Genomic DNA, 18,029 nt, shown 5'->3' on the forward strand with positions numbered 1-18,029 from the left:
TAAACACGGGATTTACTTATAGAGAAAAGATAAATGAAACTATTAATTTACATATTCAGTTTTTTAATAACTACAGTTTCTGTAGCACAGAACAATACACTTTTTGAAGAAGGAAATGCACTGTATAACGAAGGGAAATTTACAGATGCCATATCTAAATACGAGTCTATTTTAGATGCCGAAAAACATTCGGCAGCATTATATTTTAATCTAGGAAATGCACATTATAAGCTTAATAATATTGCGCCAAGCATTTACTATTATGAGAAAGCATTGCAGCTTGCTCCTAATGACAAAGAAATACAAAACAACATAGTTTTTGCTAGAAACATGACCATTGATGCAATTGATGTTGTTCCAGAAGTAGGTTTTTCAAAACTATTTAAAAACATCAGTAATACTTTTTCGTTTGATGCTTGGGCATATATTTCTGTAATAACGATGTTGTTATTTGTGTTGTTGTCCTTGTTGTATTATTTCAGCTATTCTACCACAAGAAAACGATTAGCATTTATTGGCGGCTCCAGTTTTTTACTTCTATGTTTTGTATCGTTATTTTTTGCTTTCAATAAATATGATATAGATAAAAAAGACAGGCCAGCTATTGTTTTTCAACAAGAAGCATTGGTTAAAAGCGAGCCTAACTTAAGAAGTGAAGAAGCTTTTAGACTGCACGAAGGAACCAAAGTTCAAATTTTAGACACGCTAGAAAACTGGAAAAAAATCAAACTTTCAGATGGTAAAGTAGGTTGGATTTCTAGTGATGCAATTAAAGCTTTATAGATTAAAATCTTTTAATTACTACTTTTATAATTTCATATTCTTTTAAAATTTATTTTAAAAGCACACTTTTTTATTACCTTTAAACCCTGTAAATGTCGGATTAAAGTAGTATAAAGCTAAAAATAGGATTATGAAACTAAATAAAGTATTCGAAAACAATAAGGAATGGATAAAGTCTAAACTAGATGCAGACGCTAACTATTTTGAAAAATTAGACAGAGGCCAAAAACCAGAGTTTTTATTTATTGGTTGTTCTGATAGTAGAGTTACAGCAGAAGAATTAATGGGCTTAGGGCCAGGAGATGTTTTTGTACACAGAAACATTGCCAATATGGTTATTGGCACAGATTTAAATGCCATGTCTGTTGTAGAATATGCAGTAAAACATTTACAGGTAAAACATGTGGTTGTTTGTGGTCATTATGGCTGTGGTGGAGTAAAATCGGCAATGCAATCTGCAGACTTAGGAATTTTAAACCCTTGGTTACGTAATATTCGTGACGTATATCGTTTGCATAATGAAGAGCTAAATAAGATTGAAAATGAAGATGAAAGATATAAACGATTAATAGAATTAAACACGCAAGAACAATGTGTAAACCTTATTAAAACAGCAGCAATTCAAAAAGCAATTCGTGATAGTGGGCTAAAAGTACACGGTTGGGTTTTCGATATTAAAACAGGGGAATTAATAGATCTTAAAATAGATTTCGAAAAAATATTAGATAATATTAGAGAGATCTATCATTTAGAATAAAATAAAAAGGCCACTCGACAGAGTGGCTTTTTTTATATAGTAGCTTCTGTTTCCTCTTCAGGAATTGTTTCTTCCTCTTGATCTTCGGCCTTTATGATATTTGGAAATACCATGGGAGCCAATGATTTTACTGGTTCGTATAAAACAGATTCTTTTAAATCTTCTTCGCCAAGAAAAGGAATTGTTTCATTCATTTTACTAAAAACACCTAGAATAACACTTAAAATCAAACCTATTTTTAAGGCGCCAAAAACACCCCCTAATAATTTATTTAAAATTCCTAATGCAGCAAAGTTAGCTAGCTTTGTTAATGCTTTTCCGGCTAAGGAAATGACAAGAATAATTACAATAAAAGTAATTGCAAAGGCAACAATATTTACATATTTCTCTTCCCAACTAAATTTGTTTTGTAAAAATGTAGCAGCATAACCACTAAAGTGAATTGCTCCATATACTCCGGCTACCAAAGCAACCAAAGAAGCAACTTCTACAAAAAGACCTTTCCAAAAACCTCGTACCAAACCAAAAAGAATTAAGGCTCCAAGAATAATATCTAAAACACTCATATGCACATAATTTCGTCAAATATAACAATTAACAAAATTTCTAAGCTTTTTTTCAGCATAGATGTCATAAAGTAACACAGAGGTTTAGTAACTTTGACCTTTCAAATATTAAATGTTTCAATGTCAAGAGATCAAGAATTAAAAGAACGATGGGAGCTAGTGGTAGAAAAACTATCTAAGCAGTTTGCAGATGGTGATACCCTAGATCTAGATGCTATTATCTACTTAATAGGTGTGCAAGAGCTTGGGCAATTCGACAGAAAATTTAAAAAAGACCACAAGTTAGACCTAATGCACATTGCAATTTGTCGACTTTTAGAACCTTATGGTTACTACGAATTCGATTATTTTGATGAAGATAAATGGCCTCATTATAAAATAAAAGAGCAGTTGCCAACCTTAAAAGCAGGTGAGCAAAGCGTTTTAATGAAAGAAGCCATTGTAAACTATTTTCTAGAAGCAGAATTTATAGAATAGTATTATAATTGGGGCGTTACCACAAGGGTCGCGCTTTCCGCTATATCTTTTTTTGCCTTATATCGAAGCAAAAAAAAGGATGCCACTGCAATCGCTAACGCAGTTATCGTAAAAAATAGTAAATTTGCATTCATTTTCCAACAGATATCATGATAGACAAGATTAAAGAACTAATTTCAGAAGCAGAAAATTTTCAAGCAGAAACTAAAGAAGAGGTAGAAGCTTTTAGAATAAAGTATTTAGGCTCTAAAGGTTTGCTTAAAGAATTTTATGCAGAATTAAAAAATGTAGCAAACGACCAGAAAAAAGAATTTGGTCAAATAATAAATACACTAAAAAATACTGCTGAAGAAAAGGTGCAAACCTTAAAAGAATCTTTTGAAAATCAAGAGGAAGAAGCAGGTGTTTATGGCGATTTATCTAGACCAGGAGAACCAATAGAATTAGGAGCGCGTCACCCAATATCTATTGTAAAAAATGAGATTATAGATATCTTTTCTCGTATTGGTTTTAATGTAAGTGAAGGTCCAGAAATAGAAGATGATTGGCATAACTTTACCGCATTAAACTTACCAGAGTATCACCCTGCAAGAGATATGCAAGATACTTTCTTTATTCAAACAGATCCAGATATCTTATTACGTACACACACCAGTTCTGTGCAAGTGCGTTATATGGAAAATAACAAACCACCAATTAGAACTATTTCTCCAGGAAGAGTATTTAGAAACGAAGCTATTTCAGCGCGTTCTCACTGTTTTTTCCACCAAGTAGAAGGTTTGTATATAGATAAAGATGTAAGTTTTGCAGACTTAAAGCAAACGCTTCAATACTTTACTACAGAAATGTTTGGTAAGAGTAAAATTCGTTTACGTCCTTCTTATTTCCCGTTTACAGAGCCAAGTGCCGAGGTAGATGTGTATTGGGGACTAGAAACAGAAACCGATTATAAAATTACCAAAGGAACAGGTTGGTTAGAGATTATGGGTTGTGGTATGGTAGATCCTAACGTTTTAGAAAACTGTGGAATAGACTCTAAAGAATATTCTGGTTTTGCTTTTGGTATGGGAATAGATAGAATTGCTATGTTGCTTAACCAAATTAGTGATATTAGATTATTAAGTGAAAACGATGTTCGTTTCTTAGAGCAATTTAAGTCTGCATTATAATCCCTTTGTAGAAAACAGACATGAAAAAAGATATAGAAATCCCAAAAGTAAAAGGTGTTTATATAGCCGTTGTAAATGAGTATAACGATATATATAAAACACAAGATTGGAACGCTTATATCATCAACGATAAAGATGTAGATCTAGAAATGGTGCTTATTGTTACTAGTGGGTATTCTAAAGACAAGGCTACTTCTGTTTTTAGAAAAAAGCTAGACAAACTACCTAAAAAGAGTTACGCTAAAATTGAATTGATGCAAGAAGAACTTTTTGCTATAAACAATACCTTTCAAGTGTCTTTTTTTGAAGGAAACCAAATGTTTGATAAAACATACTTATTTAGAAAAAATACGATAAACTTAAAAGCACTACAAGCTGTACCGTTAATGGAGGCACGTGGTGTCTTAGTAAAATAAAAAAAATCCTGCAAAAGCAGGATTTTTTCTTTTATACCAATAAATTAATCTAATTTCTCAGTTAGCTTTTTAAAGGTTTTCTTTGCGTCTTTTTCTTCGTATAAAACTTGATACACGGCATTTATAATTGGTAAGCGTGTTTTCTTTTTATTCTTTTTGTTTAATAAATGAGCAGATTTGGTGGCGTAATAACCTTCTGCAATCATGCTCATTTCCATTTGTGCAGATTTTACTGTGTATCCTTTCCCAATCATGTTTCCAAACATTCTGTTTCTTGAAAAAGTAGAGTAACCAGTTACTAATAAATCTCCTAAATAAGCAGAGTTATTAATGTTACGTTTCATTTTGTGCATTTTCTTAATAAAGCGCTTCATTTCACGAATAGCATTACTCATCAAAACACTTTGAAAGTTATCTCCATAGCCTAAACCATGTGCTATTCCTGCTGCGATAGCATAGATGTTTTTCAGCATTACAGCGTACTCAGTTCCAATAATATCATCACTGATTTTTGTCTTTATATAATCGCTAGACAATGCATCGGCAATAGTTTGTGCTTTTCCTGCATCTGCGCAAGAAATAGTTAGGTATGATAGACGTTCTAGCGCAACCTCTTCAGCGTGACAAGGTCCGGCAATAACCGCTATGTTTTCAAAAGGAACTTTATAAATATCTACAAAGTGTTCTCCTACTAGTTTTCCGGTTTCTGGAATAATTCCTTTTACAGCAGATACTATAATTTTGTCTTTAATATCATAGGTTAGTTTTTCTAATTCACTGTACATAAATGCAGAAGGAACTGCAAAAATTAGTACATCTGCGTATGCTGCTATTTCATTGATATCATTAGAAATATTTAATTGTTCTGTATGAAACTCTACAGAGCTTAAGTAGCTTGGATTGTGCTGTTCTTTTAAAATATATTCTTTAATGTAAACACTGCGCATATACCAGCCAATTTCTTGTTGGTTTTCAGATAACATTTTTACTATTGCAGTTGCCCAGCTTCCACTACCAAAAACAGCGTATTTTAAAGGTTTACTCATTAAAAATAGATTTGTTTTTACTCGTTTATATCCTCATAAAGCTTCAAAATGTATGTTTGAAGCATCTTCATTGTAATATCAAAAATAAGCAAAATTTAACGGATGGTAAGTTATTGTAAATCAATAGTATTTGTTTTTTGGCATACGTTTTGAATACTTAAAAATATGAACCTATAAAACATCAGGTTGCGAAATGCTTATAAACAAGAAGAAACAGGTAGGTTTCCATTGCTTTAAGAATCACATTTAACAATCGTTTTATGTAAAATTATAAATTATGAAAACGACAAAATTACTTACCGTATTTGCTTTAATAGCATTATTATTTACTTCATGTTATCATGAAGATATTTACGTAGACGATTTTCATAATACGCCTCCACCAGCACCAATTTCTTTAAATGAAATGCTGAGGTCTTATGAGTTGTGGTATGTGGATATTAATCAAACCATTGGTTATGGCGAAACTCGTTTCTTACAAACTGCATTTACTATATCTTTTAGAAATGGCGTATTATATGCAAACAATAATCTAGTAGGAATAGGAAGCCAGGGTAACGGATATGGTATTTCGGTTGGATATTACGATGCTTACGGAACAGTTTTAGATATAGATCATGATATAGATGGTTTTGAAACTTTTGATGTATATAAAATAGATTATAACACAATTGAGCTTTACAACCCTTATAACGACACCTCGTATTTCTTACATGGTTACCAACGTGCAAGTTTTGATTATGACTATGTGTTTTATGACAATATTCACTATTTCATGCAAGAATATGAAGCTTGGGAAAAAACATATACAAGTAACTACGGTGCGTTAAATGAGTTTGATAACGAAAACTTCCTGCAATTTTTAGCAGGTGGAAACGGGTCAACATTTAGAAGCTCACAAGACCTTCCAGGAACGCATCCTAATGACCTATATTGGGATTATTCAGGGATTTATGGAATAGGGGATGTAAGTGGAAACATGTACGCAAAAACGCTAACATTAGATTACGACTATTTTGATAACGAGTTCTTTGAGTTAAGTATTATTAACGATGGTACTATTGAATTATACCACAACGATTCTGGAACCTTATATGAGTTTAAAGGTCGAGGATATATACAATATTTAAAAACCGGAACTACCTTAGACAAATCTAAAACTAGTGGAGAGAAGCTACGTGTACAACGCACAGAAAAAAAGGAAAACGAGAGAGAAAACACTCGTATTAAATAAAATATTTTATTTGAAATTTAGTTGATTAGTTTATACGAAAGCCAATTAGAGAAATATCTTTAATTGGTTTTCATTTTTTTTAGGCAATTGGCATATTAATTGTTAACTTTAGAATGGATTTAAAAAGTTATTTTTAAATTTTAGAATTATTAATAATTAAACAATTAAAAAACAATTATGGGATTATTTTCATTTATTAAGAACGCAGGAGCAAAAGTTTTTGGAATAGGAAAAACAGATGCAGAAAAAGCAGCAGAAGCTCACGCAGAAGAACTTAAAGAAGAAGCATTAGTTGCTAAAAGACTAGAAACTACCGTTAAAGACTTGAATTTACAAGTAGAAAATTTAAGCATACATATTGATGATGATGCAGCAACTATTTCTGGTATGGCTCATGATCAAGCAACTAAAGAAAAAGTGATTTTAGTAGTTGGTAACTCTAACGGAATTGCTACAGTTGATGATCAAATGACCGTAGAGCACAAAGAACCAGAAGCACAATTTCATACAGTAGTTAGTGGTGATACTTTAGGTAAAATTGCTAAGAAATATTATGGAAATGCTATGAAATACCCTGTTATTTTTGAGGCAAATAAACCAATGTTAGAACACCCTGATAAAATTTATCCAGGACAAGTTTTACGTATTCCTGCTTTAGACTAAGCTTAGAGTATTTATACAAATAATAAAAAAGCCAACGCATTGCGTTGGCTTTTTTATTTAAAATAACTTCTTATCTGTAAAAGTTCATTTCATCTACATACTCCCAAACATGTTTTGGAAGCATTGGTCTTATATCTTTTCCTTCTTTAATAGACTTTCTTATAAAAGTAGAAGAAAGTTCCATAATAGGAGCATCAATATGATTAATACGCTTGTGCTTGTCAAATTGTGTTTCCACTTTACCTTCAGATAATCTAGGGTAGACATAAATATCATGGTTTTCTAGAATAACTTCGTAGTTTTTCCATTTATGGAAACTCTTTAAATTATCCTCACCCATAATCAAGCTAAAATCATACTTGGGGAATTTTTCTTGAAGGTGTACTAGCGTGTTTATGGTGTAATTTGGTTGTGGTAAATGAAACTCAATATCACTTGGTGTTAGCTTGAAATAATCCTTTGTTGCAAGATGCACCAACTCTAAACGATCGTAATTGTCTAGTAAGGAACTTTTCTTTTTAAAAGGGTTATGTGGTGTTACTACAAACCAAATTTGATCTAAATCACTGTTTTCTGCTAAATGATTAGCTATAATTAAATGCCCAATGTGCACTGGGTTAAAGGAACCAAAATACAGACCTACCTTCATTTTAATCTTCTTTATGGTTTATAAAGTCACCTACTAAAGTTTCTGCTTCTTGTAGTGCTTTATCTAGATCATCATTTTCAATAATTACATCAAATAAAGGAGCCGTTGCTAGTTCTGCAGAAGCTTTTGCAATACGCATATTTATTTTGCTATCACTCTCGGTTTTACGCTTTTTTAAACGAATTTTAAGCTCGTCTATACTTGGTGGTTTTACAAAAATAGATAATGTTTCTTCTGGAAATTTTCTTTTAATACGAAGACCTCCTGAAACATCAATGTCAAAAATAACGTGCTTACCAAGAGACCAAATTCTTTCTACTTCGGTTTTAAGGGTGCCATAAAAATTATCCCGGTACACTTCTTCCCATTCTAAAAATTCGTCTTTTTTAATCTTGTCTTTAAATTCTTCAGTAGATAAAAAATAGTAATCTTTTGCGTGTTCTTCCTGCCCTCGCTTTTCTCTTGAAGTTGCAGAAATAGAAAATTCTAAATTAAGTTCTTCTTGCTTCAGTAAATGTCTTACAATGGTAGTTTTACCAGATCCAGAAGGAGCAGAAAACACTATTAATTTACCTTTGTTTGTGTTGTTTTTTTTAGTCACGTATTTTTAGTTTTACGGATAGGTCTTGCCTTGTTTTATGAAGGTTCGCAACCTATTTTATACCTTTAATGGTATAAAATTTAGTTTTTATTTGTGTTGTTTTTTTATTGTAGTCTAAAGAACGTTTAAAAGTTGTTCTTTAATTTTTTCTAGCTCATCTTTCATTTGTACTACCAACTTTTGCATTGGTGCATAATTACTTTTAGACCCGATGGTGTTTATTTCTCTTCCAATTTCTTGACTAATAAACCCAAGTTTTTTTCCGTTAGAATCTTCAGAATTTAAGGCAGAAACAAAATATTCTAAGTGGTTTTGTAAACGAACTTTTTCTTCTGTAATATCAAATTTTTCGATATAGTAAACTAGTTCTTGTTCAAAACGGTTTTGGTCTACTTTCTCTTTCAATTCTTCTACTCCTTTACGTAAACGTTCGCGAACTCCTTCAATACGCTCTGGATCTATAGCTATTACTTGCTCTAGTAAATTTGAAATGGATGCAATTCTATTTCTAAAATCTTCTTCAAGAACCTTCCCCTCGTCTAATCTGTAGGTTTGAATTCTCTCTAAAGCTACTTTAATTTCATCTAAAATAGTATTCCACTCATCTTCATCAATCTCGTCCTTCGCTGTATTTAAAGCGTCTGGAAAACGAACAGCCATTTTTAGTAATTCTGTTTCGTCTCCGTCAACTACTTCTTTTAACTGGTTGATATATTGCTTTACAACAGGTTTATTTAGTTGTGTTGTGGTTTCTTCACCAGTCATTTCAACGTAAATAGAGAAATCAATCTTTCCGCGTTCTAATTCTTTTCCAATTAGTTTACGTAGGCTTAACTCCTTTTCTCTATAGATAGAAGGCATTCTAGCGTTTAAATCTAGGTTTTTGCTGTTAAGCGATTTAATTTCTAAGGTGATTTTTTTTGTTGGTAATTGTAAAACAGATTTACCATAACCTGTCATAGAATGAATCATACATTTTGTTTTAAGATGTACAAAGGTAACTAATTTTAAGCTTTAGCAAATAGTGTTTTATAATATGCACGCATAATAAAATTTTGTAATTTTGCTGTCTAAAATTTATACTATGTACAAGAAACAATTTGAGATTCGTTGGAGTGATATTGATGCTAATAGACATTTAGCAAACTCTGCCTATACTAATTTTATGAGTCATACCAGAATGGCTTTTCTTATGGAGAAAGGTTTTACATTAAAGGAGCTTGCAAAATATAATCTTGGGCCTGTTGTTTTTTATGAGCATATGTATTATTTCAAAGAAGCATTTTTAGGGCAGCCAATAACCGTTAGTTTAGAAGTTTCTGGATTAAGTGAGGACGGTATGCTATTTAAGTTTGAGCATAATTTTTATAATCATAAAGGCGAAAACATCGCGCATTGTGAAATGTTTGGAGCATGGATTGACCTTACTGCTCGTAAGATGACCAAACTTCCTCAAGAGCTTATAGATATAGCAAATGAATTTCCTAAAGCGGAAGGTTTTAAAGTTCTTACAAAAGAAGACACTAGAGCAAATGGGAAAGTTCCTAAAAACTTAGTTCTGTAATTTAGGCGTTTTACTCACTAAATACACCCCTGAAAATATTAAAAGCATAGCAATTATTTTGACTACACTTATTGTGTCAACACCCATTGCTAGTGCAAATACACCTGCTATTACAGGTTGTAGGTAAATAAACGTACCAACAGTTGAAGCCTTTAGACTTCTTAGACCTAATGGATTTAGCATATAGGTAAAGAAGGTTGCGCCTATAATTACAAATCCTGCAGCAAAGTATACGTATGGCGAAAATGTTTCTAGCTTGATTTCTAAAATGTCATGATACCCAAAAGGTAAAACCATAATAAAGCCAAATAAAAACAACCATTTTATAAAGGTGAAAGGGTGGTACTTTTTGGTTAGTTTTTTTATGATAATGATGTAAACACTATAGGAAACGGCATTTAGAAAAATCATGATGTTTCCTAAAAACACATTGTCTCCAATGCGAGTGGATTTTCCGTATACAGAAAGTATTATTGCTCCAGCAAAGCCAAGTAGAACACCAAGAATTTTCAAACCGGTAACTCGTTCTTTTAGAAACAATGCTGAAAATACCAAAATAATGATAGGTGTTGTTATCATGATTACCGATGCATGAATAGGTGTGGTAAGCTCTAATCCTTTTAAGTATAGGAGCATATTGGTACAAACGCCAAATACTGCTGCAAGTGCAAAAGTTTTGTAATCTTTTTTGTCTATTTTTTCTTTAGGCATGAAGGAGTCTAAAATCCAAAATAAAATGGCAGCGCCTAAAACACGAAGTAATACAAAACCAAAAGGTTTTATATAGCCTTCATTCATTACAAATTTTGCAAATGTAAAGTTTAAACCATAGATGACTTGAACTGTAAAAACCGCAAATAAAGCAAAGGTTCTATTGCTCATTAAGTGCTTGTTTTACTGCTTCAATATTTTTTTTAGAGTTTCCTATAAAAATTGCGTTATCTATAATAAAAACTGGTCGACTTAAAAAGGTGTAATGCTCTAAAAGGTAGTGTTTGTAATCCTTCTCTGTTAAGTTTTGGTTTTTTAGGTCCATTTCCTTGTACAGTTTAGCTCGTTTGCTGAAAAGCGCTTCGTAGCTACCTGCTAACTCTTGCATTTGTTCTAGTTGCTCTACGGTAATTTCTTCAGATTTAATGTCTTGTAAAATAAATTCGGAAGGAAGGTTTAGTTCCTTTAAAATTCTTACACAAGTACTACAGGTTTTTAAATGATATACTTTTTTCATGGTATTTCCTGCAAAAGCAGAAGGCTTTAGATTCTTTTCAGATGAAAAAGAATGCTGTTGTTGAAATATTTGAGCTACAAAGTACGTTCATTTTAACTAAAAAAATAATTACTTTTACAGAAAAATTATAGAAATGGATTGGGCTTTTGAAATTGCATTAAAAAATAGAAAATTACTTAAGAACTTTATAGATAATCATTCTTTAGAAGAACTTAACAAAGTACCAGAAGGCTTTAGTAATAATATTATTTGGAATATAGCCCATACTATCGTCACCCAACAATTGTTAGTTTATAAGTTATCTGGTTTGCCTTCGGTTCTGTCTGATGAAATGATTGAAACCTATAGAAAAGGAACAAAAACCGAAGGAGATGTAAGTCAAGAAGAGATTGATGAAATTGCAGGATTCTTATTTAGTACTATTAAAAAAATGCGTGAAGATTATAACAATAATCTGTTTCAAAAATATACCGAATATACCGTTAGTACTGGTAGCACCTTAACAAATGCAGAAGAAGCCATTCACTTTAATAACTTTCATGAAGGCATTCACTTGGGGTATATTTTAGCTTTAAGAAAGTCTTTGTAATTAGATTTTTAAATAATCATTTACTTCTGAATAAGGAATTGTGAATTCAATTATTTCTTTTTCAAAAGCGCCGAGATTAAAATTGTCGTAAAGAATAATAACACCATCTTCGGTAAATCCTAAGGCATTAGGTAAGCTAAATGTATCCTTATTAATATAAGAAGTGTTTGTTTTTTCGGTATAATATTTTTCAACCAATGCAGTAAATTCTACTTCGTTTGTAAGTAAATCTTTATTGGTAAGTAGGTCTCCTGTTTTTGGATTAAAATTTAAGAAACGGAAAACCATGCTTGTATTTGCAGCTCCAGTATTTATACTAGCATTCATTGCTATACAGATAATATTTTCCTTATTATAAATTACTTCTCCGTCAATTAATGCTTCCCATACTGGTAGTTCATTTTCTAGTTCCTCTGAAATTAGTGTATTGAAGTTTCTATAAGCATCCTTAAATGCTTGTATGCTTTCCTCTATAGTTTCTTTTTTTTGTTTTTCGGTTTCTATGTGTAAAGCATCAGAAACAAAGTCGTTTAGTTTTCTATTAATTTTAGATGCAATTTCTTCTTCTGCTTCCGCTTTTGGCATATTAATTTCAATAACAGCGGTGTCTTCATTTAGTATGTTAACTTCAGAAAAAACAATGGTTTTATTGTCTTTCTGACAAGCAGTTAGTATTATAAACAGCATTAGTAAACGGGAAAACTTCAAAGTAAAAAGTATTAATGATTAATGTAAGTATAAAGATATTCTTTCCGTTTGAATACAGCGACTTAAAAGTTATTTTTGTTTTATAAGAAATATAGATATGAAATTTAATACGAAGGTTATTCATGGCGGACAAGAATTAGATCCAGCATATGGGTCTGTAATGCAGCCAATTTATCAAACTACAACTTATGCGCAAACCACTCCAGGAGGGCACAAGGGGTATGCATATTCTAGATCGCACAACCCTACAAGAAACGCCTTAGAAAATGCTTTGGCAAGTTTAGAAAACGGAAATTATGGTCTAGCATTTGGTTCTGGTCTAGCGGCTATAGATGCTGTTTTAAAGCTTTTAAAACCAGGTGATGAAGTAGTTTCTACAAATGATTTGTATGGAGGTACTTATAGGTTGTTTACTCAAATATTTGAAAAGTTCGGGATTAAGTTTCACTTTGTTGGAATGGAGGATGCAAGGGATATAGGAAGCTATATTAATGAAAACACTAAGTTAATATGGGTAGAGACGCCGACAAACCCAATGATGCATATTATTGATATTAAAGCTACTGCTAAAATAGCAAAGAATCATGATGTTTTATTGGCAGTAGATAACACTTTTGCAACACCTTACTTACAACAGCCATTATCGTTAGGGGCTGATATTGTAATGCATTCTGCAACAAAATACCTTGGAGGTCATAGTGATGTTGTATTAGGGGCTTTGGTGGTAAAGGATAAAGTATTAGCAGATAAACTATATTTTATACAGAATGCTAGTGGAGCCATTTGTGGTCCTCAAGATAGTTTTTTGGTTTTAAGAGGTATTAAAACCTTGCATGTTAGAATGCAGCGTCATTGTGAAAATGCAAAGACTATTGCAACATATCTTTTAAAGCACCCTAAAGTGGAAAATGTGTATTGGCCAGGCTTTGAAAACCATCCAAATCATCTAATAGCAAAAGAGCAAATGAAAGATTTTGGCGGAATGCTATCCTTTAGTACTAAAGGAAACAACTATGACGAAGCTATTAAAGTGATTGAAAAGTTAAAGGTGTTTACTCTTGCAGAATCTTTAGGTGGCGTTGAGTCTCTTGCTGGACATCCTGCAAGTATGACGCATGCAAGTGTTCCTAAAGAGGAGCGTGAGAAAACAGGAATTGTAGACTCGCTCATTAGGCTAAGTGTAGGTATTGAAGATGAAGCAGATTTACTTGCAGATTTAGAACAAGCACTAGGGTAATTCGATTTATTAGAATAAAAAAGCTCTAGTTTTAAACTAGAGCTTTTTACTTATGTATGTTTTTGTGTTTTAATCTAAATAATAAATATATCCAAAATTCAACCAAACAAGCCAGTCGTTAGCTTTGTTTGAGTCTAAGGTGTGATTTAAACCGTCTATCCAGTTGCTGTAGTAATATTGCCACCTTAAGTCTAGCATTAAATCGGAAAGTACGGTAAGCTTGTACCTTACTCCAACACTTCCTACAGTAGACCAGGTAGTTCCAGGTTTATCGCTAATCACATTTGAAACGGAGCTTTGCCCGTTAACCCATGGTCCAAAAAAGTTGTTTGGGTTTGAAATATTTCCGTCAGGTTCATCTGTGTAAACCTTAGGGTTGTAAGATGTATAATGAACACCTAAACTAACAAAAGGAGCAAATTGATAACCAAAAGCTTGAAAGGAACGAATACTTCTAGGGAAGTATTCTAACTGCATTCCAATATCAAAATTATTAGCTTCTCCATGATGACTGCGTAGTTTGTCGTAACTTCTTTTAGGGTTGTCAACCCATTGACCAAAATGATCTAACTTTGTTTTATTCCAAGAAATCTCACTTCTTAATTTAAAGTGGTCGTTAAAATAGGTGTCTGTAGAGTAGCAGTTACAATCTGCTCTATAGGCGAAATTGATATAGTGAATTATTCCAATTCCAACTCCGGTGTTTCCTGCGTCTGTTTTCAAATCCTTTCTAACACCAAAGTCAGATTGAAAAGCTACAGGGCCAGCAATTACGCCAATTTCATGCGAAAATCCTAACTGTGGAAATGCTGAATAAGTCCCTGCAATTAAGAACAGAATTAAAGTTAATTGTTTTAGGTTAAGCATGGTGTGATTTCAAAATTAGAGCATAATAGCATAACAAATATATAATTTATCAACATATTCACAATCAAAAAGAAATACATTTTTGATTGTTTTTATAATGCAAAGAAATTATTTTTATAAGTCAAATCTAATAAAAGATTATGCAATATCAATTGATAAAAACAAAAAAAAATAACATTATTTTTAAATATTCTTTATAATTCGGGGTGTGAGGTTCCTTTTTTGTTGTTAAAGAAATTAATTGGAATTGTATTTCTATTTTTAATTAGTATGATTCATAAGAGTTTTGAGACTTCAAGAAGGTTTATTCTTTTTGAAGCTTTTTCGGTTTAAATATATTATTTTACCATAAAACTCGTTAGAGATAAATATATTTGGTGCTGAAAATTTAATTTATGTATAAAAAAATTACATTTCTATTAATTGTGCTATTTCCTATAGTACATTTTGCGCAAGACTACACTGCTCAATGGCAAGCTCATTTTTCATATTATAATATTAAAGATGTTTCGCAGGGAGATAATAAAATATTTGCTGCAGCAGAAAACGCGGTATTTAGCTATGATATATTAACCAATGAGATTAAAACGATTACCACTATTAATGGATTGTCTGGAGAAACTATTTCTGCAATTCATTATAGTGAAATTTACGAGTTGTTACTTGTTGGTTACGAAAATGGCCTAATAGAGATTGTTTTTGATGATGCGGAAACAGGAGTACTCTCTGTTGTTGATATTTTAGATAAGCCTACCATCTCCCCTAATGATAAAAATATTAATCATTTTAATGAGTATGAGGGGGTGGTTTATATTTCAACAGGTTTTGGAATATCCGTATATGATTTAGTCCGATTGGAGTTTGGGGATACTTATTTTATAGGTGATCAGGGAAGTCAAGTCATAATAGAGCAAACAGAGGTTTTTGAAGGGTTTATTTATGCGGCAAGTATTAGTTCTCGAGGTGTAGTCAAAGCAAATGTAAATAGTTTCAACTTAATTGACTTTAATGAATGGGTAAGAGCAGCGCCTGGTGGATGGTATAATTCTGTTGAGACAAATGGTGATAATTTATATGTAGGTAGATCTAATAGGTTTTTTTATGAGCTAGGAGATAATGGATTAACAGAATTAGTCCGATATGATGATCAAACTACTGATGTAAGAAGTGTAGATGATTATTTAATTGTTACTACTAAAAAAGATGTATTTGTTTATGATGTTGCTTTCAACTTATTAGCCAATGTATCAAATAGTAATCCTGAAATTAATTCAGAATTTACCTCAGCAACAATTGGTGGTGATTATTTATACATTGGTACTATAGATTCGGGACTAATCAAAACATCATTATTAAGTCCTATAACATTTGATCAAATAGTCCCAGATGGCCCTCTTTTAAACCAAGCATTTTCATTGGAAGCTGTAAATAATAACCTTTGGGTTACTTTCGGGGACTATGACCTTTTCTATACACCCTCTCCTATGAGAAAAAGAGGGTTTAGTCATTTAAAAGATGAAGCTTGGATAAATATTCCTTTTGATAGTGTTTTAGGTGCAAGGAATTTAAATAAAATTTCTGTGAACCCTTTTGTGGAAAATCACGTGTTTATAAGTTCTTTTCAAGATGGGATTTTAGAAGTTGAAAGCGATGTGTCTGTAGTTTTACATGACCAAACTAATAGTGGATTAGAGTCTTTGGTAGTTCCAGGTAGTCCTGATTATACGAGTATTAGACAAAGTGCTGCTACTTTTGATAGAAACGGTTTGTTATGGACGATGACAGGAAGGGTGCAAAAGCCTTTAAAAACATATGATCCTGCAACAAATCAATGGCAGAGCTTTGATTTTTCCCCGTTAATTTTAGATGGGCTAAATGATGAATGGGGTTTTAGTGATATAGAAATAGATGGTAATGGTACCAAGTGGTTTGGAGGGTACAAACTAGGGCTAATGGGGTTTAACGAAAATAATTCGGGAGACAAAATAAGAGCCATTTATACTGAAGAACAAAATATGCCATCGCCTTTGGTAACTGCTGTAGCTGTTGATAATAGAAATCAAGTATGGGTTGGAACTAATTTAGGTTTAAGAGTATTGTATAATTCATCTTCATTTTTTACCGATCCAAATCCTACCGTTAATCAGATAATTATTTTAGAAAATGGCGTGGCAGAAGAGTTGTTGTATCAGCAGTTTGTTTCAGATATAAAAGTAGATGGCTCCAACAATAAATGGGTTGCAACTATAGGTTCTGGGCTGTTTTATTTTTCTTCTGATGGACAAGAAACGATTTATCATTTTACTAAGGTAAACTCTCCTTTGCCTAGTAATAATATAGTAGACTTATCTATAGATTCTTCCAGCGGTACGGTTTATATTGCCACAGAAAAAGGATTGGTTTCCTTTAAGGCCGGAGGTTCTTCTACAAGTGATAATTTAGCAGATGCTTATGTGTATCCTAATCCGGTTAGGCCAAGCTTTAATATGGCACAGGATAAAATAAAGATTAAAGGAATTTCAGATAATGTAAATATTAAAATCACAGATATTGAAGGTAATCTAGTTGCAGAAGCAGAGAGTAGAACCAATTCCAGGTACAAGGGGTATAACCTAGAAATTGATGGTGGAACGGCCCTTTGGAATGGTAAGAACCTATCTAATAATACCGTGGCTTCTGGAGTATATTTAGTTATGCTTTCAGACTTAGATACCTTTGAAACGAAGGTCTTAAAAATAATGGTTGTGCGATAATGATTGTTAGAACCAATGCTATAGTTTTATCTAAGATAAAGTATGGGGATAACGACTTAATTGTAAAGTGTTACACAAAACAATTTGGCGTTGTTAGTTTCTTATTAAAAGGCATTCTTAAATCCAAATCAGGGAAGTTAAAAAACGCATATTTTCAACTTCTTACGCAATTACAGTTAGAGATTAATTATCAGAATAATAGAACACTTCAGTATATAAAAGAAGTGAAACCTTATTTGGTGTATGCTACCTTACATAATCATATTGTAAAAAGCACTATAGTTATGTTTTTAGCCGAAGTGCTTTCCGCTTCTTTACAAGAAGAGGAACAAAATGAAGCACTTTACGAATATCTAGAAACCTCCTTGCAAGTATTAGATATTGAAGATAATTGCTCTAATTTCCATTTGTTATTTTTATTGAAACTAACAAAGCACCTTGGTTTTTATCCGGAAACAAATAATATACAAGCACCCTATTTTAATTTACATGCAGGTAGGTTTGAAGATAAGCCAACCGATATTTATAGTATTTCAGGAGAAAAGATAGTACTACTAAAACAGCTACTGGGCACAATTTTTGATGATGTATCGTCTATCAAAATAAACGCAAAACAGCGACAGGAGTTTTTAGCTATGTTGTTGCTTTATTTCGATTTGCATTTAGGAAGTTTTAAAAAACCTAAATCCTTAGAAGTTTTTAACCAATTATTTAGCACTTAG

At 32.2% G+C, this 18,029-nt stretch carries 21 protein-coding genes; 12 read left to right on the forward strand and 9 right to left on the reverse strand.

The annotated features are described in order from the left end of the window. The first annotated feature begins 33 nt into the window (after positions 1-33). The gene (locus DU428_RS03435; protein ID WP_072347607.1) at positions 34-783 is read left to right on the forward strand and encodes an SH3 domain-containing protein; all 750 of its coding nucleotides are present in this window, start codon (positions 34-36) and stop codon (positions 781-783) included. 130 nt (positions 784-913) lie between these two features. Continuing rightward, positions 914-1,540 carry a carbonic anhydrase gene (locus DU428_RS03440; RefSeq protein WP_072347605.1) on the forward strand — a complete coding sequence of 209 codons (627 nt, stop codon included), beginning with the start codon at positions 914-916 and terminating at the stop codon, positions 1,538-1,540. Positions 1,541-1,572: 32 nt separating this feature from the next. Here DU428_RS03440 and DU428_RS03445 read toward each other — a convergent pair whose 3' ends face one another. Further along, entirely contained in the window at positions 1,573-2,106 is a 534-nt protein-coding gene (locus DU428_RS03445; RefSeq protein WP_113965805.1) for a CvpA family protein, read from the reverse strand. A gap of 120 nt (positions 2,107-2,226) precedes the next feature. On the opposite strand from DU428_RS03445, the gene DU428_RS03450 reads away from it, so the two are divergent. The 3 genes from DU428_RS03450 (at position 2,227) to DU428_RS03460 (ending at position 4,168) form a co-directional block, all read left to right on the forward strand. Continuing rightward, positions 2,227-2,583 carry a hypothetical protein gene (locus DU428_RS03450; protein WP_072347601.1) on the forward strand — a complete coding sequence of 119 codons (357 nt, stop codon included), beginning with the start codon at positions 2,227-2,229 and terminating at the stop codon, positions 2,581-2,583. 149 nt (positions 2,584-2,732) lie between these two features. Then, entirely contained in the window at positions 2,733-3,752 is a 1,020-nt protein-coding gene (pheS, locus tag DU428_RS03455; protein ID WP_072347599.1) for a phenylalanine--tRNA ligase subunit alpha, read from the forward strand. 20 nt (positions 3,753-3,772) lie between these two features. Continuing rightward, complete coding sequence (locus DU428_RS03460) at positions 3,773-4,168, forward strand: hypothetical protein (protein ID WP_072347597.1); 396 nt, start codon at positions 3,773-3,775, stop codon at positions 4,166-4,168. 44 nt (positions 4,169-4,212) lie between these two features. On the opposite strand, the gene DU428_RS03465 is transcribed toward DU428_RS03460, so the two are convergent. Beyond that, complete coding sequence (locus DU428_RS03465) at positions 4,213-5,214, reverse strand: NAD(P)H-dependent glycerol-3-phosphate dehydrogenase (protein ID WP_072347595.1); 1,002 nt, start codon at positions 5,212-5,214, stop codon at positions 4,213-4,215. 277 nt (positions 5,215-5,491) lie between these two features. On the opposite strand from DU428_RS03465, the gene DU428_RS03470 reads away from it, so the two are divergent. Both DU428_RS03470 and lysM read left to right on the forward strand, forming a co-directional pair. Beyond that, positions 5,492-6,448, forward strand: coding sequence for a nicotinic acid mononucleotide adenyltransferase (locus tag DU428_RS03470; RefSeq protein ID WP_113965806.1), 957 nt, complete (start codon positions 5,492-5,494; stop codon positions 6,446-6,448). A gap of 177 nt (positions 6,449-6,625) precedes the next feature. Continuing rightward, complete coding sequence (gene lysM / locus DU428_RS03475) at positions 6,626-7,111, forward strand: peptidoglycan-binding protein LysM (protein ID WP_072347593.1); 486 nt, start codon at positions 6,626-6,628, stop codon at positions 7,109-7,111. 70 nt (positions 7,112-7,181) lie between these two features. On the opposite strand, the gene nadD is transcribed toward lysM, so the two are convergent. The 3 genes from nadD to DU428_RS03490 all read right to left on the reverse strand — a co-directional run bounded on the left by nadD (position 7,182) and on the right by DU428_RS03490 (position 9,333). After that, on the reverse strand, positions 7,182-7,760 hold the full coding sequence (gene nadD, locus DU428_RS03480) for a nicotinate (nicotinamide) nucleotide adenylyltransferase (protein ID WP_072347583.1): 579 nt from the start codon (positions 7,758-7,760) through the stop codon (positions 7,182-7,184). 1 nt (position 7,761) lies between these two features. After that, entirely contained in the window at positions 7,762-8,361 is a 600-nt protein-coding gene (gmk, locus tag DU428_RS03485) for a guanylate kinase (protein ID WP_072347581.1), read from the reverse strand. A gap of 114 nt (positions 8,362-8,475) precedes the next feature. Beyond that, a complete protein-coding gene (locus tag DU428_RS03490) occupies positions 8,476-9,333 on the reverse strand; it encodes a YicC/YloC family endoribonuclease (RefSeq protein ID WP_072347579.1) in 858 nt (285 codons plus the stop codon). Positions 9,334-9,445: 112 nt separating this feature from the next. Between DU428_RS03490 and DU428_RS03495 the strand changes: the two genes are divergently transcribed. Next, complete coding sequence (locus DU428_RS03495; protein ID WP_072347577.1) at positions 9,446-9,925, forward strand: acyl-CoA thioesterase; 480 nt, start codon at positions 9,446-9,448, stop codon at positions 9,923-9,925. On the opposite strand, the gene DU428_RS03500 is transcribed toward DU428_RS03495, so the two are convergent. After that, positions 9,914-10,807 (reverse strand): DMT family transporter, encoded by an 894-nt coding sequence (locus DU428_RS03500; protein WP_072347575.1) that lies wholly within the window; start codon positions 10,805-10,807, stop codon positions 9,914-9,916. The genes DU428_RS03495 and DU428_RS03500 overlap by 12 nt on opposite strands. Beyond that, positions 10,797-11,153: an arsenate reductase family protein gene (locus DU428_RS03505; RefSeq protein WP_072347573.1), complete on the reverse strand. Its 357-nt coding sequence runs from the start codon at positions 11,151-11,153 to the stop codon at positions 10,797-10,799. The genes DU428_RS03500 and DU428_RS03505 overlap by 11 nt, the downstream gene beginning before the upstream one ends. A gap of 133 nt (positions 11,154-11,286) precedes the next feature. On the opposite strand from DU428_RS03505, the gene DU428_RS03510 reads away from it, so the two are divergent. After that, positions 11,287-11,742, forward strand: coding sequence for a DinB family protein (locus DU428_RS03510; protein ID WP_072347571.1), 456 nt, complete (start codon positions 11,287-11,289; stop codon positions 11,740-11,742). Here the strand turns inward: DU428_RS03510 and DU428_RS03515 are convergent, their stop codons facing one another. Next, positions 11,743-12,429, reverse strand: a complete 687-nt coding sequence (locus DU428_RS03515; protein ID WP_072347569.1) for a PdaC/SigV domain-containing protein — start codon at positions 12,427-12,429, stop codon at positions 11,743-11,745. It abuts the gene before it with no gap. 118 nt (positions 12,430-12,547) lie between these two features. On the opposite strand from DU428_RS03515, the gene DU428_RS03520 reads away from it, so the two are divergent. Continuing rightward, a complete protein-coding gene (locus tag DU428_RS03520; RefSeq protein WP_113965807.1) occupies positions 12,548-13,687 on the forward strand; it encodes a cystathionine gamma-synthase in 1,140 nt (379 codons plus the stop codon). Between the two features lie 69 nt (positions 13,688-13,756). Here the strand turns inward: DU428_RS03520 and DU428_RS03525 are convergent, their stop codons facing one another. Continuing rightward, positions 13,757-14,554, reverse strand: coding sequence for a THC0290_0291 family protein (locus DU428_RS03525; RefSeq protein WP_072347565.1), 798 nt, complete (start codon positions 14,552-14,554; stop codon positions 13,757-13,759). Between the two features lie 395 nt (positions 14,555-14,949). On the opposite strand from DU428_RS03525, the gene porZ reads away from it, so the two are divergent. Together porZ and recO are read left to right on the forward strand one after the other, a co-directional pair. Further along, positions 14,950-17,307 (forward strand): type IX secretion system anionic LPS delivery protein PorZ, encoded by a 2,358-nt coding sequence (gene porZ / locus DU428_RS03530; RefSeq protein ID WP_113965808.1) that lies wholly within the window; start codon positions 14,950-14,952, stop codon positions 17,305-17,307. Next, on the forward strand, positions 17,307-18,029 hold the full coding sequence (recO, locus tag DU428_RS03535; protein ID WP_113965809.1) for a DNA repair protein RecO: 723 nt from the start codon (positions 17,307-17,309) through the stop codon (positions 18,027-18,029). The genes porZ and recO overlap by 1 nt, the downstream gene beginning before the upstream one ends.

It is taken from the genome of Oceanihabitans sediminis (assembly GCF_003337215.1).
Taxonomy (GTDB): domain Bacteria; phylum Bacteroidota; class Bacteroidia; order Flavobacteriales; family Flavobacteriaceae; genus Oceanihabitans; species Oceanihabitans sediminis.

What these genes read in the sequence shown, in the direction of transcription:
- DU428_RS03435 (WP_072347607.1), top strand. Translation starts at nt 34, where the DNA reads ATGAAACTATTAATTTACATATTCAGTTTTTTAATAACTACAGTTTCT.
- DU428_RS03440 (WP_072347605.1), top strand. Translation starts at nt 914, where the DNA reads ATGAAACTAAATAAAGTATTCGAAAACAATAAGGAATGGATAAAGTCT.
- DU428_RS03445 (WP_113965805.1), bottom strand. Translation starts at nt 2,106, where the DNA reads ATGAGTGTTTTAGATATTATTCTTGGAGCCTTAATTCTTTTTGGTTTG.
- DU428_RS03450 (WP_072347601.1), top strand. Translation starts at nt 2,227, where the DNA reads ATGTCAAGAGATCAAGAATTAAAAGAACGATGGGAGCTAGTGGTAGAA.
- pheS (WP_072347599.1), top strand. Translation starts at nt 2,733, where the DNA reads ATGATAGACAAGATTAAAGAACTAATTTCAGAAGCAGAAAATTTTCAA.
- DU428_RS03460 (WP_072347597.1), top strand. Translation starts at nt 3,773, where the DNA reads ATGAAAAAAGATATAGAAATCCCAAAAGTAAAAGGTGTTTATATAGCC.
- DU428_RS03465 (WP_072347595.1), bottom strand. Translation starts at nt 5,214, where the DNA reads ATGAGTAAACCTTTAAAATACGCTGTTTTTGGTAGTGGAAGCTGGGCA.
- DU428_RS03470 (WP_113965806.1), top strand. Translation starts at nt 5,492, where the DNA reads ATGAAAACGACAAAATTACTTACCGTATTTGCTTTAATAGCATTATTA.
- lysM (WP_072347593.1), top strand. Translation starts at nt 6,626, where the DNA reads ATGGGATTATTTTCATTTATTAAGAACGCAGGAGCAAAAGTTTTTGGA.
- nadD (WP_072347583.1), bottom strand. Translation starts at nt 7,760, where the DNA reads ATGAAGGTAGGTCTGTATTTTGGTTCCTTTAACCCAGTGCACATTGGG.
- DU428_RS03490 (WP_072347579.1), bottom strand. Translation starts at nt 9,333, where the DNA reads ATGATTCATTCTATGACAGGTTATGGTAAATCTGTTTTACAATTACCA.
- DU428_RS03495 (WP_072347577.1), top strand. Translation starts at nt 9,446, where the DNA reads ATGTACAAGAAACAATTTGAGATTCGTTGGAGTGATATTGATGCTAAT.
- DU428_RS03500 (WP_072347575.1), bottom strand. Translation starts at nt 10,807, where the DNA reads ATGAGCAATAGAACCTTTGCTTTATTTGCGGTTTTTACAGTTCAAGTC.
- DU428_RS03505 (WP_072347573.1), bottom strand. Translation starts at nt 11,153, where the DNA reads ATGAAAAAAGTATATCATTTAAAAACCTGTAGTACTTGTGTAAGAATT.
- DU428_RS03510 (WP_072347571.1), top strand. Translation starts at nt 11,287, where the DNA reads ATGGATTGGGCTTTTGAAATTGCATTAAAAAATAGAAAATTACTTAAG.
- DU428_RS03515 (WP_072347569.1), bottom strand. Translation starts at nt 12,429, where the DNA reads ATGCTGTTTATAATACTAACTGCTTGTCAGAAAGACAATAAAACCATT.
- DU428_RS03520 (WP_113965807.1), top strand. Translation starts at nt 12,548, where the DNA reads ATGAAATTTAATACGAAGGTTATTCATGGCGGACAAGAATTAGATCCA.
- DU428_RS03525 (WP_072347565.1), bottom strand. Translation starts at nt 14,554, where the DNA reads ATGCTTAACCTAAAACAATTAACTTTAATTCTGTTCTTAATTGCAGGG.
- porZ (WP_113965808.1), top strand. Translation starts at nt 14,950, where the DNA reads ATGTATAAAAAAATTACATTTCTATTAATTGTGCTATTTCCTATAGTA.
- recO (WP_113965809.1), top strand. Translation starts at nt 17,307, where the DNA reads ATGATTGTTAGAACCAATGCTATAGTTTTATCTAAGATAAAGTATGGG.